Annotated in this window: 7 protein-coding genes; all 7 read left to right on the top strand. The window is 33.7% G+C overall.

All coding sequences use genetic code 11. The features are described 5' to 3' along the window. Positions 1 to 91: 91 nt before the first annotated feature. The 7 genes from TMATH_RS09045 (at position 92) to TMATH_RS09015 (ending at position 15,522) form a co-directional block, all read left to right on the top strand. Positions 92 to 1,219: a Gfo/Idh/MocA family protein gene (locus TMATH_RS09045; RefSeq protein WP_013150728.1), complete on the top strand. Its 1,128-nt coding sequence runs from the start codon at positions 92 to 94 to the stop codon at positions 1,217 to 1,219. A gap of 52 nt (positions 1,220 to 1,271) precedes the next feature. After that, positions 1,272 to 2,651, top strand: coding sequence for an RsmB/NOP family class I SAM-dependent RNA methyltransferase (locus tag TMATH_RS09040; RefSeq protein WP_013150727.1), 1,380 nt, complete (start codon positions 1,272 to 1,274; stop codon positions 2,649 to 2,651). Positions 2,652 to 2,758: 107 nt separating this feature from the next. After that, positions 2,759 to 11,422 (top strand): glycoside hydrolase family 94 protein, encoded by an 8,664-nt coding sequence (locus tag TMATH_RS09035; protein WP_013150726.1) that lies wholly within the window; start codon positions 2,759 to 2,761, stop codon positions 11,420 to 11,422. Between the two features lie 149 nt (positions 11,423 to 11,571). Then, positions 11,572 to 12,549, top strand: a complete 978-nt coding sequence (locus TMATH_RS09030) for an ABC transporter ATP-binding protein (protein ID WP_013150725.1) — start codon at positions 11,572 to 11,574, stop codon at positions 12,547 to 12,549. Next, the gene (locus TMATH_RS09025) at positions 12,515 to 13,222 is read left to right on the top strand and encodes an ABC transporter permease (RefSeq protein ID WP_012995784.1); all 708 of its coding nucleotides are present in this window, start codon (positions 12,515 to 12,517) and stop codon (positions 13,220 to 13,222) included. The genes TMATH_RS09030 and TMATH_RS09025 overlap by 35 nt, the downstream gene beginning before the upstream one ends. A 12-nt stretch (positions 13,223 to 13,234) precedes the next feature. Continuing rightward, positions 13,235 to 14,623, top strand: coding sequence for a GldG family protein (locus TMATH_RS09020; protein WP_013150724.1), 1,389 nt, complete (start codon positions 13,235 to 13,237; stop codon positions 14,621 to 14,623). Then, positions 14,620 to 15,522: a DUF4340 domain-containing protein gene (locus tag TMATH_RS09015; protein WP_013150723.1), complete on the top strand. Its 903-nt coding sequence runs from the start codon at positions 14,620 to 14,622 to the stop codon at positions 15,520 to 15,522. The genes TMATH_RS09020 and TMATH_RS09015 overlap by 4 nt, the downstream gene beginning before the upstream one ends. The last annotated feature ends 32 nt before the right edge of the window (positions 15,523 to 15,554 follow it).

The raw sequence follows: 15,554 nt of genomic DNA, 5'->3' as shown, positions 1-15,554 counted from the left end.
TTTTTTATTCCCTTATAAAAGGGATTTCTTTTTTATGCTTTTTATCAATGTTATAATTAATAAGTGAATTTTCGAAAAGAGGTGAACTGTAATGTCAAAAAGACAAATAAAACTTGGCTTTATAGGGCTTGGCTTTATTGGCACAATCCATTCTATAGCTTGTTTTTCAATGCCTTTAATATTTAAAAACCTTCCTTTTGAGGTGAAACTTGGACCTGTCTGCAAAAATAACACAGAAGATATACCACATTTTTTTGAAAAAGGTGTAAAAAGTATTGAAGAAATGCTGGAAGAGGGCGACCTTGATGCTGTCGACATATGTACCCCTAATTACCTTCATTATGAACAAGCGATGAAAGCGATAGAAAAAGGTATTCCATTATATCTTGAAAAGCCAATGGGAGTTAACGGCAAAGAAGCCTATGAAATAATGGAAAAGGCAAAAGAAAAAGGGCTAATACATCAAACAGCTTTAATGTACAGGTTTATGCCTGCGGTAAACCAAGCAAGAGACATGATAAAAAATGGAGAGATAGGTGAAATTTTAAATTTTAAGGCTTTGATGCTTCACTCGGGTTATATGGACCCTAAGAGGCCTATGTCTTGGAAAATGAAAAAAGCTACTTCTGGCGGTGGCGCTATAGTTGACATGGGTATACACCTTGTGGATGCAGTGAGATTTATGATAGGAGAAATAAAGTCTTTGAGAGCAAATTCCAAGACATATTTTAAAAAAAGGCCTGTATCCAAAGGCTCTGATATTTATGAAGAAGTAGATGTAGATGACTGGACAAGTGTAGAAGTAGAAATGGAAAATGGAGGTTGGGGAAGCATCGAAGCTTCAAGGATATCTCCGGACCTTGAGGAAGAGACTATATTTGAAATATATGGAACAAAAGGGTCAATAAAAATAACTACAAAGCAGCCTCGTTATGCTATATTATATAAAAAGCAAGAAAATGTTCAAATAATTGGCGATTACGATAAAAAAAGCAAATTTAGCGAGTATAGTATGTCAATATATCCTCCAGAAAAGTATTCTCTTGGGTGGATGGTAGATTTACATATGGCAAGCCTTATAAACTTTTTTACAAATGTTGTAGAGGGTAAAATTGTATTTAGTGAGACGCCGACTTTTGACGAGGCCTATAAAGACCAATTAATTTTGGATAAAATATTGTTGTCAGCGGAAAATAATGGGAAAGTTATTAGTATCTAAAAGATTAGTTGCCAGTATATTATTCAATCAATAAGATAGGGGTAGTAATAAGATGAAAATTATAGTAAAAGAAGAGTTTTTGAAGAGAATGGAGCAATTACTTAAAGAAGAGTATGAGGATTTTTTAAGGGAATACGACAAAAAACCTCAAAAAGGCTTAAGAGTGAATACATTAAAAATCGGTGTAGAAGAGTTTAAAAAAATTGTTCCTTTTGAGATAACACCTATTCCTTGGTGTCCAACAGGATTTTATTACGACAAAGAGGAAAAGGCAGGCAATAATTTATACCATGTTTTAGGACTTTATTATATTCAAGAACCGACAGCAATGGCAGTTGTGGAGGTATTAGATCCTAAACCAGGGGAAAAAATTCTTGATGTAAGTGCAGCACCGGGAGGTAAAACTACCCATATAGCCACAAAAATTGGCGATGAAGGGCTTATTGTTGCTAATGAAATAGATAAAAAAAGAATGAAAGCATTAGTAGAAAATGTAGAGAGAATGGGGATAAGAAATATTGTCATAACAAATGAAACTCCTGAAAAGTTGACTACTGCATTTGAAGGATATTTTGACAAAATCTTGGTAGATGCTCCTTGCTCAGGAGAGGGGATGTTCAGAAAAGACCCTACAGCGAGAAAAATTTGGTCATTAAATAATGTGATAAGTTGCTCCATAACACAGAAAAATATACTCAGAAATGTAGCGCCGTTATTGAAGCCGGGAGGCATTTTGGTTTATTCTACCTGCACTTTTTCGCCAGAAGAAAACGAAGGAGTTATAAAAAAATTTTTAGAAGAATATCCAGAGTTTAAAGTTGAAAAAAGTGAAATGAGTAAATTTTTTGACAGAGGTTATCCAGAATGGGTGGAAGGACCTGAAGATTTGAAAAAATGTATGAGATTGTGGCCCCACAAAGTAAGAGGAGAAGGACATTTTATAGCAAAATTGAGAAAAAAAGAGGGAGAAGCAAATTCTAAATTCAAAAGGAGGAAGGGTAAGAAAAAGCAAAAAGAATTACAACTGTTTTACGATTTTGCTGATAGATATCTTAGTTTAGACTTAGGTAATTTAAATATTGAAGTGCATAATGATTTTGTTTACCATGTACCACAAGGTTTACCGGATTTAAGTAATATACGAGTTTACAGATACGGTTGGCAATTGGGAGAGCTTAAGAAAAACAGGTTTGAGCCTTCTCACTGGTTGGCAATGGGGATTAAAACTTACCAAGCTAGAAGATTTCTGGAACTTGAAAGAAAACAGAGGGAAAAATATTTAAAAGGAGAAACTTTTGAATTGAGCTTAGAAGACGGATGGATTCTTTTTACTATAGAAGGATTTCCAGCAGGATGGGGAAGGGTTGCAAAAGGAATAGTTAAAAATTACTATCCTAAGTGGCTCAGAGACATAGAAGTATGGGAAGAATAGTTGTGTGTGCTCGCATATGCGAGCTTTTATTTTTTTGCTTTAAAATCGCAATTTGGGGGAATAATATTTTTAGCATAAAATTGCAGTGGAGAAGGAGTTGACAGACTGTGTGGTACATAGTAGCTTTAGTTTTGCTTTTAATAGCAACTTCAATAGTACATGTTTCAAAAAATCAGAGATTAAATAGAGAAGACTCGATGAGGGATTTTGATGATATTATTCTAAATTCAGAAGAAATGGAAAAACATGCAGCCGAAATAGCGCAGAATCACAACATAATGAAGAGAACTAAATTATCTTATTTGTTAATTCCGCGGATGAATAAAAACTACAACTACATAAAAAATGTTTATAGAAATTTGAACAGCATCTTAAAGGAAGAGGATGTCTATATTTCTCAAGAAGAGGAATGGCTGCTAGACAACTTTTATATAATCGAAGAGCAAGTCAAAGAAATAAGAAAAAGTTTGTCAAAAAGTTATTATTCCGGACTTCCAGGACTTAAAAATGGTTTATTCAAAGGCTACCCAAGAATATATGCAATAGCCTTTGAGCTGGTTCTTCACACTGATGGGAAAATTGATGAAAAAGCCATAATTAATTTTATAAAGGCTTATCAGACAAAGGCTTTGCTTTCCAGCTCTGAGCTGTGGGCTTTAAGCCTTATGATACGCATTGCTTTGGTGGAGAAAATAAAAAAGATTTGCGAGAAAATTGTAGAAACTCGCAGCCAAAGAGAAAAAGCAGAGAAAATACTTACATTGCTTTTACAAAAAGAAATGAAATATGAAGAAGTGAAAAAGCTCATAAGGGAAAACATCAACGTTGCGGATAAATTTCCTCTTCAGTTTATTGAGCATTTGGTAAGTAGACTTAGAAAAGAAGGGAATAGTTCTGCTAATATTATACAGTCTATAGAGAAGATTTTGATGGAATATGACACTAGCATCAGTGATGTAGCAGAAAAGGCTCATCAAATACAGGTCAAAAGACAGATTTCTATAGGCAATGCTATTACCAGTTTAAAAACTGTTTCATCACTGGATTGGGCACAAATTTTTGAAAGTTTGAGTTCTGTAGAACAAGTGTTAAGGCAAGACCCAGATGGTACGTATCCTAAGATGGATTTTGAATCAAGAGATTATTACAGGCATGAAATAGAAAAGATAGCCAAATATTATAATACTTCAGAAACATATGTTGCTAAAAAGGCTATTGAATGTGCAAAAGAAGTGGCAGAACAAGAGGGAGAACTAGGGTATATAAACCATGTAGGATTTTACCTTGTAGGAAAAGGAAGAAGTATTCTTGAAAATAAGCTGAGTAATAAATCAAAAAGGACAATAAGCTGGATAGAAATTGCCAAAAAATCTCCCGAAACTTTGTATCTAAGTTTAATTTTAACTTTTATATTATTAGGAGAATTTTTGGTATTGAAATATATAGCAAATTTTTTCAACAGGTGGGACATGCTATTCATCTCCGCTCTAATTCTTCTCGTGCCTTTTAGCGAAATATCAATTCAATTAGTAAATTGGATTTTAATGCATATTTTTAGGCCAGTGATATTACCAAAAATCGAGTTGAAAGAAGGTATTCCTGAAGATGCTAAGACAATGATAGTGATTTCTTCTCTTTTGCCAGATGAAAAAAGGACAAAAGAGTTGATTGATAATCTTGAGGTGTATTATCATGCAAACCGAGAAAAAAATTTATATTTTGGTCTATTAGGAGATTTCAAAGATGCTCCTTTTGAAGTTGTGCCAGAGGATGAAAAAATTGTAAAATGCGCTTTGCAAGAAATTGAAAAATTAAATGACAAATATTCTAAAAACGGCGAAAAAATATTTTACTATTTTCATAGGAAAAGGCAATACAATAAAATGCAAAAAGCTTGGATGGGCTGGGAAAGAAAAAGAGGAGCTCTTGTCGAATTTAACGAGCTTTTAAGAGGGAAAAAAGACACGAGTTTTTATGTAGTTAATGAAGATGTTTCTAAACTGAATATAAAATACGTAATAACTTTAGATGCAGATACTAATTTACCTATTGATACTGCTAAAAAATTGGTAGGTACTATGCTACACCCATTAAACAAAGCAGTAATTGATAAAGATTATGGTCTAGTAGTAGAAGGATATGGATTGTTGCAGCCAAGGATAAGTATTGATGTAGAAAGTGCAAATGCAACTTTATTTTCTCGAATTTTTGGAGGAGAGGGTGGTATAGATCCATATACTACAGCAGTATCAGATGTTTATCAGGATTTGTTCGGAGAAGGTATATATGCAGGAAAGGGAATATATGATGTTGATGTTTTTAGAGAACTTTTAACAGATACTATACCGGATAATTCTATTTTAAGTCACGACCTTTTAGAAGGGTCCTTTGTGAGGACAGGTCTTGTCAGTGATATAGAATTGATTGATGCATACCCTGCTAAATATAATTCTTATATTATGAGACTACACAGATGGGTTAGAGGTGATTGGCAGTTATTGCCTTATTTGAAATCCAAAATAAAAAATAGAAAAGGAGAAATTATAAAAAATCCCCTTTCTTTAATTACTAAATGGAAAATTATGGATAACATGAGAAGAAGTGTTGTTTCAGTCACATTAATGTTAATGATATTTTTGGGGTTTAGTATTTTACCTGGAAGTAGTTTTTTATGGTTAGGGCTTGTAGCTTTAACTATTTTCTTCCCACTTCTGCCTGCTTTAGTTGACACTAGTTTTAAAGGCCAGTTTAGACACTATTGGGAAAAAAGACATAAAGCCATGATAACTAGAATAGAAGCCGCTTTTTATCAATCTTTACTTAATTTTGTGTTTTTGCCATATCAAGCATATATGATGACAGATGCAATAGTTAGAACACTGACGAGACTTTATATAACTAGAAAAAATTTATTAGAATGGGTTACAGCTGCTGATATGGAGAAACGACTTACAAATGACTTTGTAAGTTTTATCAAAAGAATGTGGATAGTTTTAGTAGAGGGATTAGTATTAATTGGGTTATCTATGTATTTTAAGCCCCAAGATTTAATTGGAGCTATAGCGCTTTTTTTCCTTTGGGCTATTTCTCCATATATTGCTTTTTATATAAGCCAGCCAATAATTTCAAAAGAAAAAACTGTATCACAAGAGGAAATGGAGGAGTTGCGCTTAGTTGCGAGAAAAACCTGGAGATATTTTGAAGACTTTGTGACTGAGAGCCAGAATTATCTTCCACCAGATAATTTTCAAGAAGACCCCCCTAATGGAATTGCGCAGAGAACATCACCTACAAATATAGGACTTTACTTGGTTTCAGTAATTGGTGCAAGAGACTTAGGTTATATAACCACAACTGAGATGGTAAAAAGAATCAAAAAAACCCTTGATACAATTGAAAAAATGGAAAAATGGAACGGACATTTGTATAACTGGTACAATACAAAGACTTTAGAGCCTTTAAGGCCCTATTATGTGTCTACTGTCGATAGCGGAAATTTAGTAGGTTATTTGATTACAGTAAAGGAAGCAATAGGTGAATTTTTAAATAAACCTCTTATAGATATTGAATTGGCAAAAGGCTTAAAAGATACTATCAAAATGTTGAATGTAAAAGGAATTACAGAAAATATTTTTACAACCGTTTTAAGTAAAACGACTTTAGTGCCCTCTGAGTGGGAGGCATTCTTAGATAAAATTAGAGAGAAACTTTTAAGCTCACAAGATGATTTGGAAAATGTTGAGAGATTGAAAAACATAATTATAGCTTTAAAAGGGGAAATGAAAGAATTCTTAGTATGGACAGAATTTGATGAAAGTGAGAAAGAGCAAGAGATTTTTAAAAGATATAAGGAGGTTTTTGAAGAACATTCATCTCCAAAAGAATTGGAAAAAGTTTACAAAAACTATTTATTAGAAATAGAAGAAGCTTTTGAAAAAGCTACAGAAGAGGAGAAAGCTTTGTTAAAAAGCCAAAAAGATAAAGTTGCCCAGGCTTTGGAGAAAATTAAAAAGTTGGAGGCAGAGATTGAAAATATAAAGAGTACAATTGAAGATTTGGTAGAGAAAACAGAGTTCAGGCATTTGTATGACGAAAAAAGACAATTATTCTCAATAGGGTACAATGTTGAAGAGGAAAAACTTACAAAGTCTTATTATGACTTGTTGGCTTCAGAAGCAAGGCAAGCGAGTTTTATTGCTATTGCAAAAAAAGAAGTTGATAAAAAACATTGGTTTAAATTGGGCCGGATGCTTGCCATTGAAAATCGTTACAAAGGCTTGGTGTCTTGGTCTGGAACGATGTTTGAGTATTTTATGCCTCTTTTAGTAATGAGAAATTACCCAAATACTTTATTGGATGAAACTTATGCCTTTGCTGTAAGAGTGCAAAAAAATTATGCTAAAGAATTAAGAATTCCGTGGGGCATATCAGAGTCGGGATTTTACGCTTTTGACATGAATTTAAATTATCAGTATAAAGCTTTTGGAGTCCCTAGTTTAGGTCTTAAAAGGGGATTATCTCACGACAAAGTAGTAGCTCCTTATGGGTCTTTGCTGGCTATTGGAGTAGATGTAGAAGGGGCGTTACAAAATATAAGGTTCTTTAAAAAAGAAGGAGCTGAAGGGAAATACGGTTTTTATGAGGCGATAGACTATACACCAGAAAGGGTTCCTTTTGGCAAAAAAAGTGCGATAGTTAAAAGCTTTATGGCCCATCACCAAGGTATGGTATTTGTAGCTTTGGACAATTTTATAAATAACAATGTAATGCAAAAAAGATTTCACAAAGACCCAAGGATAAAAGCTGCTCAAATATTGTTGCAAGAAAAAATGCCAATGTATTTAGATATAACGAGAGAAGAAAGAGAAGAAGCAAGAAAAATTCAAAAAGTTCGCAAAGAAGACGGGGACTTTGTAAGGATTTTGGGAGAATCAAAAACTTGGCTGCCAGAGGTTCATATTTTGTCAAGCGGAAGATATTTCGTAATGCTTACAGAAAAGGGAACGGGATACAGTAAAAATAGCAGAGGTATTTTCTTGACAAGGTGGAGGAAAGACTTGGCGCAAGATTTTGGTACCTTCATATTTGTTCAAAATATAAACTCTAATACTGTATGGTCAGTTACTTACGCTCCCTTTTACGAAAAAGGTCAAAATTACAGGGTTGTTTTTTCTGCCGATAAAGCAGAGTACTTTAAAAGAGTTGGAAATATAGATACCCACCTAGAAATAGTTATTTCGCCAGAAGATGATGTGGAGATAAGGCGACTTACTTTAAAAAATCATAGTAAACATCCGAGAATATTAGAAGTTACGAGTTTTGGAGAAATAAGCTTGATAGATTTGCCAACGGATGTGGCACACCCTGCTTTTAATAAACTTTTTGTAAAAACAGAATTTTTAAAAGAAGAAGATGCAATTTTAGTCTACAGAAAGCCAAGAGAACAAGGGAAAAATAAACTATGGGCTGTGCATAAGGTAGCAGTTTTAAGTGGAGAAATTGTAGGAGATACTCAGTTTGAGACTGATAGAGCAAAATTTATAGGGAGAGGAAGAAGCTTGAAAAATCCAATTGCTTTAGAAGTTGATCAACCCCTTTCCAATACAGAAGGAGCAGTCCTCGACCCTATTGTAAGTTTAAGAAAAAGGCTAAAAGTAATGCCAGGAGAGATAGCAAAAGTAGTATACATTTCTGCAATAACTGAAACTAAGGAGGAAGCCGTAAAAATTGCTGCAAAATATAAAGAGGAAAATGTAGTAGAAAGAGCTTTTGAAATGTCGTGGACAAGAAGTAGAGTAGAATTAGATTATCTTAATTTAAAACCCAGAGAATTAGGTCTATTGCAGAGGATGTTGGCTCACATTTTATTTGTGAGTCCTCAGCGTAAATTAAGAGAAGAGATAACTTTGAAAAATGTAAAGGGTCAATCCGGATTATGGGCAAATGGAATTTCAGGAGATTTGCCAATTGTGTTAGTAGAGATAGAAAAGATGGAAGAACTAGAGATGGTAAAATGGTTTTTAAAGGCTTATGAATATTGGAAAATGAAAGGGATAAATATTGACCTTGTTATATTAAATAAAGATAAAAGCGGTTATCTCCAGCCTTTACAAGACAAGATAAAAGAGTTAATTAATACTACTTTTTCCTATGACATCTTTGGAAAATATGGAGGAGTTTATTTATTACAGCAAAATAATTTAAAAGAAGAGGATATATATTTATTAAATACTGTTGCAGCCCTCAAGTTTGATGGGGAAAATGAATCTCTTTACGACCAGATAATGATTAAAGAGACAAAAAACACACCCAAACTTAAAAATTGGGTCAAAAAAGTACAAAATTTTGAGGAAGTCAAAATGGAAGAATTGCCATTAGATTATTACAATGGTTTTGGAGGGTTTAGCTTTGATGGCAAAGAGTATGTGATAAAATGGGAAGGCAAAAGTACTCCTGCTCCTTGGATAAACGTGATTTCTAACCCTTCTTTTGGTTTTCAGGTGTCAGAGGTAGGGGCAGGGTATACTTGGGCAGAAAACAGTAGGGAATACAAATTGACTCCATGGTACAATGACCCTGTTTTAGACCCCCATGGTGAGGTAATTTATTTGATAGATGAAGAAACAGGGGACAAATGGTCAATTACTCCTTTGCCTGCTGGCAAATCAAAAGTTCAATATATAAAGCATAGTTTTGGGTATACTTCATTTGAAACAATATCTTATGGTTTGAGCCAACAGTTAAATATGTTTGTAGCAAAGGAAGATTCGATAAAAATAAATTTAGTTACCATTAAAAATTTGGGAGATGAAGACAGGAAACTGACAATATCTTATTACATAAGGCCGGTTTTAGGAGTGACAGATGAAGTTACTTCACCGTATCTATTTACAAAGTACGATGAAAAAATAGGAGCATTAATGATTAGAAATGTATACAATGAAGATTTTGCTAACAGATTAGCATTTTTGTCAGCTTCGGAAAAGATAAATTCATTTACATGCGACAGGTCAGAGTTTATAGGAGTTGCTTCAAGTTTAACTTCACCCCAAGCATTGGAATATGAAACTCTATCAAATTCTACAGGAATATCATTAGACCCCTGTGCTGCAATACAATTTCATGTAGAAGTAAAAGCTAATGAGGAAAAACAATTTGCAATCTTGTTAGGGCATGGAAAAAACGAAGAAGAAGTAGCGAGGTTGATTTCAAAATATACAAATGTTGAAAATTGTAAAAATGAATTGCAAAGAGTGAAAGAATTTTGGCAATACCTTTTAGGAAGAATACAGGTTAAAACTCCTGACAAGTCGATGGATTTGCTTGTAAACGGATGGCTGCCTTATCAAACAATTGCATGTAGATTGTGGGCAAGGTCGGCTTTTTATCAATCGGGAGGAGCTTATGGCTTTAGAGACCAATTGCAGGATGCTATGAATATGATATATTTAGAACCAGAATTTACAAAAAATCAAATAATCAGCGCTTGTCAACACCAATTTATTGAAGGGGATGTACAACATTGGTGGCATCCAGTTTTAAACAAAGGAATAAGAACAAGATTTTCTGATGACTTATTGTGGCTTCCCTATGTTACAGCTGACTATATAGAAAAGACGGGAGATTGGTCTATACTGGATATAGAAGTAAATTACTTAGAAGACTTGCCATTGAAGGAGGAAGAAGAGGAAAGATATTCCACACCTCGCATATCTGAAACAAAAGGTACGGTGTATGAGCACTGTCTAAAAGCTATAGACTATTCATTAAAATTTGGAGAACATGGTTTGCCTTTGATGGGGACTGGCGACTGGAATGACGGAATGAATAAGGTAGGAAACAAAGGGAAAGGAGAAAGTGTATGGCTTGGCTGGTTTTTGTACACTATTCTTCAGAAGTTTTCGCCCATATGTCAAACTAAAAAGGATGAAGAACATTCAAGAAAGTATCAGGAAGTAGCTGACAAGTTAATAAAAGCTATAGAAGAAAATGCATGGGATGGAAGTTGGTACAGAAGGGCTTACTTTGACGATGGGACACCTTTAGGATCTGTAGACAATTCAGAATGTAAAATTGATTCCATATCTCAATCTTGGTCTGTTATATCTAAAGCGGGAAAAGAAGTAAGAGCAAAAGAGGCAATGAAGGCAGTTATAAATTATTTGGTCAATGAAGAAGAAGGGATAATAAAGCTTTTAGCGCCTCCCTTTGACAGTGGTGAATTAAATCCAGGTTATATAAAAGGATATGTCCCGGGAGTTAGGGAAAATGGCGGTCAATATACTCATGCGGCAGCATGGGTTATACTAGCTTTTGCGGAGCTTGGAGAAGGAGATAAAGCATGGCAACTTTACAACATGATAAATCCTATAAATCACACCAGAACCCCTATTGAGTGTATGAAGTACAAGGTAGAGCCCTATGTCATGGCAGCAGATGTGTATGCAGTAGAACCTCATGTGGGAAGAGGAGGTTGGACGTGGTATACAGGTGCAGCAGGTTGGATGTACAGAATAGCAATTGAGAACCTCTTGGGTTTGAAAAAATACGGAGAAAAACTTATAATAGATCCTTGTATACCCCAAAATTGGGATAAATATGTGATAGAATATAACTATAAAAATATCAAATATTTAATAGAGGTAAGAAATCCTAATGGTGTTAACAAAGGCGTAAAGGAAGTATATATAGATGGGGAGCTTGTTACAGATAAGACTATTGATTTAACAAAGAAGGGGAATAGTCATCAGGTTTTAGTGATAATGGGATAATAAGAAGCTATGACGACTTTGTCATAGTTTCTTATTATCATTTTGCTTTAAGTTACAATCTTAACTAATGCTTAACAATTTGTACACAAATTTTTAATAATTTTGTGATATAATTTCCATACTATGTAAAATGGAGGGTTGAGACGACCATGATGATAGAGCTAAAAAACGTTACAAAGGTTTATGGCACTCGTAAAGCAGTAGATAATATAAGTTTTTCAGTAGATAAAGGAGAAATAGTTGGTTTTTTGGGGCCCAATGGGGCTGGTAAAACTACTACTATGAAAATGATAACAGGATATATGCCTCCTACCAGTGGTACTATAAAGATTGCAGGATATGATATTGTGGAACAACCGATAGAGGCAAAGAAACATATTGGTTATTTACCAGAGGTACCTCCTTTGTATTTAGATATGACCGTAGAAGCATATCTCCATTTTGTGGGAGGTATAAAAGGTATTCCTACTAAAAAGATAAGAGAAGATGTTGAACGAATTATACATGAAGTTGGTTTGACTGATGTGAGAAAAAGACTTATAAAAAATTTGTCTAAAGGTTATAAACAAAGGGTTGGACTTGCACAAGCAATAATAGGAGACCCTAATGTTTTGATATTAGATGAGCCGACAGTAGGTCTTGACCCTAAGCAAATTAAAGAAATAAGAGATATTATAAAAGAATTAGGGAAAAGGCATACAATAATTTTAAGCACTCATATATTGCCAGAAGTTAGTATGGTGTGTGACAGAGTTATTATAATAAATAAGGGGAAAATTGTTGCAATAGATAAGACAGAGAATTTATCAGCTGCATTAAAAAATTCAAGGAGATATTTTATAAAAGTGGAAGGGCCTTATGAAGAAGTGGCAAACAGTGTAAAAGAGATTGAAGGAGTAACTAATGTAGAAGCAGAAGTTGATGCAGATAATACGATAAAGCTGACAGTGGAATCTTCTGCTGATAAAGATGTTCGAAAAGATATGTTTTTTGCTTTTGCCAAAAAAGGCTTCCCAATATTAGAACTTAAAGTACTAAATTATAGTCTTGAAGAAATATTCTTAGAACTTACAACAGAGGAGGAAAGTTACGATGAAAATGTGGGAAATACTAAAGAGGGAGCTTAAAAGCTATTTCTTTTCGCCCCTTGCCTATGTGCTGCTAGGATTTTATCTTTTGATATCTGGATACTTTTTTTCAACCTACGTGTTATCTACTCATTATGCTATATTAACTCCAATCTTAGGTAGTATGGTCACTGTTTTTATGTTTATAAGTCCTATTTTGACAATGAGGCTTATCTCGGAGGATATGAAGACAGGAACAGATCAACTTTTACTCACGTCACCCGTTACAGTTACTGATATTGTTATTGGCAAGTTTTTTTCCGCAATATTTGTATATTTAGTAGCACTTATAATAACTTTCTTATACCCCATTTATCTTAAATTGTATTCTTCACCAGATATGGGCTCTATCATAGCAGGCTATATTGGAGTATTTCTAATAGGAGCGACTTTTATATCAATAGGTCTTTTTGCTTCCTCTCTTACAGAAAATCAAATGATAGCTGGAGTAATTGGATTTGCTTTAATTCTTGTGCTTTGGTTGATTAGTTGGCTAGGAGAGGTGTTTAGTGGAAAAGCAAAAACTATTTTTCAGAATCTGTCTTTCTTTGACAGGCTAAATAATTTTCTAAATGGATTAGTGAATTTAAGTGATGTAGTCTTTTTCATGAGTGTAATTATATTCTTTATTTTCTTGACAATCCGTGTTGTAGATAAAAGACGTTGGAGTTAGGGGGATTAAAGAATGAATAGAACAAAGCTAAAATATGGAACTAATGCTTTTATAATGACTGCACTTTTGTTAGCTATTTTGATATTAGCAAATGTTATTGTAACTCAAAAACCTGTAAAGTGGGACCTGACAAAAAATAGGCAATATACCCTTTCTGACCAAACAAAACAAGTTTTAAAAAGTCTCAAAACAGATGTTACAGTTTATGCCTTTTTCCAAGATGGTACTACTTCAAAAGATATGGTAAAAAGCTTGTTAGACCAATACAGAAATGTTTCAAAGAGAATAATTGTCCATTTTGTAGATCCAGACAAAGAGCCGGCAATTGCTCAAAGATATGGAATTACGGACTATGACACAGTGCTTTTTATTGCAGGAAATGGTGCTAATGAAAAAAGACAGATAGTAAATTCTTATGATATTTTTGGTTTTGGGAGTCAACCTAATACTGCTACTTTTAACGGGGAACAACAATTTACTCAGGCTATAATTAATATTACTCAACCTAAAAAATTAAATGCCTATATTCTTCAAGGTCATGATGAATTAAACAGCGCTGACTATTTGGCGACTTTTAAAAACGCTTTAAGAGGCGAAGGATATAATGTAGAAGATTTAAATATAGGACAGGCAGGAGGAATACCAAAAAATACAGACTTATTAATTATTGCTAACCCAAGAAGAGACTTTACTGACAAGGAAATGGCTGCTTTAAAAGAATACTTTGACAAAGGCGGAAAAGCGATCATTGCAATGGGAGCAGAACACGGGCCTTTGACTCAAAAATCTGTAAATGAGCTTTTGTCCACTTGGGGTGTAAAATTTGACAATGACGTTGTAGTAGATCCAGGAAGGAATTATTTTATGGACCCGCTTTCTCCAGTTCCTCAGTACAAATTTCATACTATAACTAATAAATTGGATTTATCAAACTTGTACATTGTAATGCCAATGTCAAGAAGTATTTCTTATCCTGATAAACCAACAGAAAATATAACTATAGAGCAATTGCTTTCAACTAGTGATAAAGCTTGGGGTAAAACCGATTTTAACTCAAAAGATGCTAGCTTTCAAAAAGGTGATATCAAAGGTCCTTTAAGCTTAGGCTTAGCTATATCCGATTCAAAGACAGGGATGAAGATTGTAGCTATTGGAAGTAGCATGATGTTTACTGATAAAATAATTACATTGGAAGCTAATAGAGACTTTTTAATGAACAGTGCCAACTGGTTAGCGGATAAGACAACACAGATTTCTATACGTCCCAAATCCATTGAGTTTAATCAGATTTTCCTAACAGGCAAACAAGCTGCTATGCTCTTTTATACCACAGTTGTAATTATTCCGCTGATGATGTGGATGATTGGAGGATACATGTGGTATAGGAGGAAAACATTATGAGGGTTTTTAAAACCACTATTGTTTTGCTGGCAATATTCGCTGTTCTTTTTGGCTATTATTTTTATGAAAGTAAGAACAATAAACCTGTTAAAGAGGACAACAAAATTTTTACCTTCAAAAATAACGATGTAAATTCTTTAAAAATAGAACAAGAAGGGAAAACTTTAATTGATTTTAAAAAAGAAGGCGATACATGGTTTATAAAAGAACCTATTGATTACAAAGCAGACAGCATTTATGTTGATGAATTATTAGACAGCTTGACTTCTCTCACTTTTGATAGAACATTAGAAGGTGATTTATCCACTTATGGTCTTAACAAACCTTCTTATGCTATAAAAGTATCTTTGAAAAATGGAAAAAGCTATTCACTTTTTATAGGAAATAAATCTCCTGTAAAAGAAAATTACCAAGAGGGTTATTATGTAAAAACTGATGGAGATAAAATTTACAGAGTCAATGCTTCTTCTTTAGAAAATTTCTTTCTAACAGATGATTACGTATATAAATATATGGAAAAATTTGTAGTGTCTATTCCAAAGAATGAAATAACTAAATTAGTTTTCTACCAAGATGGAAAAGAGTATCAAATACAAAAAGGTGAAAAAGATAACTGGCAAATTGATGGGAAAGCTGTTAAAGCTGATGATGTAGACAATCTCTTAGACGGAATAGTATTACTTCAGATTAGTGGATTAGATGAAGGAAAAAATATTTCACAGGGAGAAACACCTTTTGCTTTTGATGTGTATGGCAAGGATAAAGTAGAAAAAATAAGTTTTACTAAAAGAGATACAGAAAATAAATATGTATTAATCAACGGCATAGGGATAGGACAGTATGTAACTTTGAAAGACATAAAAAATCTGCAAGATACTTTTGATAAGCTTATTAAATGAATTATAGAAAGGCAGAAACTGTAAGTTTCTGC

This window comes from Thermoanaerobacter mathranii subsp. mathranii str. A3 (genome assembly GCF_000092965.1).
GTDB classification, from domain to species: domain Bacteria; phylum Bacillota; class Thermoanaerobacteria; order Thermoanaerobacterales; family Thermoanaerobacteraceae; genus Thermoanaerobacter; species Thermoanaerobacter thermocopriae.
This window is presented reverse-complemented; position numbering and strand designations above follow the sequence as displayed.

Coding starts and splice junctions, on each gene's coding strand:
- TMATH_RS09040 (WP_013150727.1), top strand. CDS start 1,272: ATGAAAATTATAGTAAAAGAAGAGTTTTTGAAGAGAATGGAGCAATTA.
- TMATH_RS09030 (WP_013150725.1), top strand. CDS start 11,572: ATGATGATAGAGCTAAAAAACGTTACAAAGGTTTATGGCACTCGTAAA.
- TMATH_RS09020 (WP_013150724.1), top strand. CDS start 13,235: ATGAATAGAACAAAGCTAAAATATGGAACTAATGCTTTTATAATGACT.
- TMATH_RS09045 (WP_013150728.1), top strand. CDS start 92: ATGTCAAAAAGACAAATAAAACTTGGCTTTATAGGGCTTGGCTTTATT.
- TMATH_RS09025 (WP_012995784.1), top strand. CDS start 12,515: ATGAAAATGTGGGAAATACTAAAGAGGGAGCTTAAAAGCTATTTCTTT.
- TMATH_RS09015 (WP_013150723.1), top strand. CDS start 14,620: ATGAGGGTTTTTAAAACCACTATTGTTTTGCTGGCAATATTCGCTGTT.